This window comes from Bacillus sp. SIMBA_005 (genome assembly GCF_046535585.1).
Lineage (GTDB): Bacteria > Bacillota > Bacilli > Bacillales > Bacillaceae > Bacillus > Bacillus pumilus.
In genome coordinates, this window is record NZ_JAWRWI010000793.1 from 1 (window position 1) to 253 (window position 253).

Annotated in this window: 1 pseudogene; it reads right to left on the minus strand. The window is 38.3% G+C overall.

Annotation, left to right across the window (positions count from 1 at the left end):
- Positions 1 to 253: pseudogene (locus SB660_RS22245) on the minus strand (recombinase family protein); the annotation flags it as partial.

The window sequence follows — 253 nt, forward strand, 5'->3', positions numbered from 1 at the left end:
GCCCTTTCTGTACTGTATAACCAAACATGACACCGCCACCTGCATAGCCACCTTGTTCCGCTTTTTTCTTTCTTCCTCTACTCAACTTTAATGCAATTTCGAGCCTTTGATATTGATCTAACAGTTCTAACATGCCATTCACTAAAAAATCATTTGGTTCATGTGTGTATATGCTGTAATTTGGCTGCTCAATCGCTTTCACATCTGCGTCGTATTTTTTTAACTCTCGTTGTATCAATACTTTTGCCATATC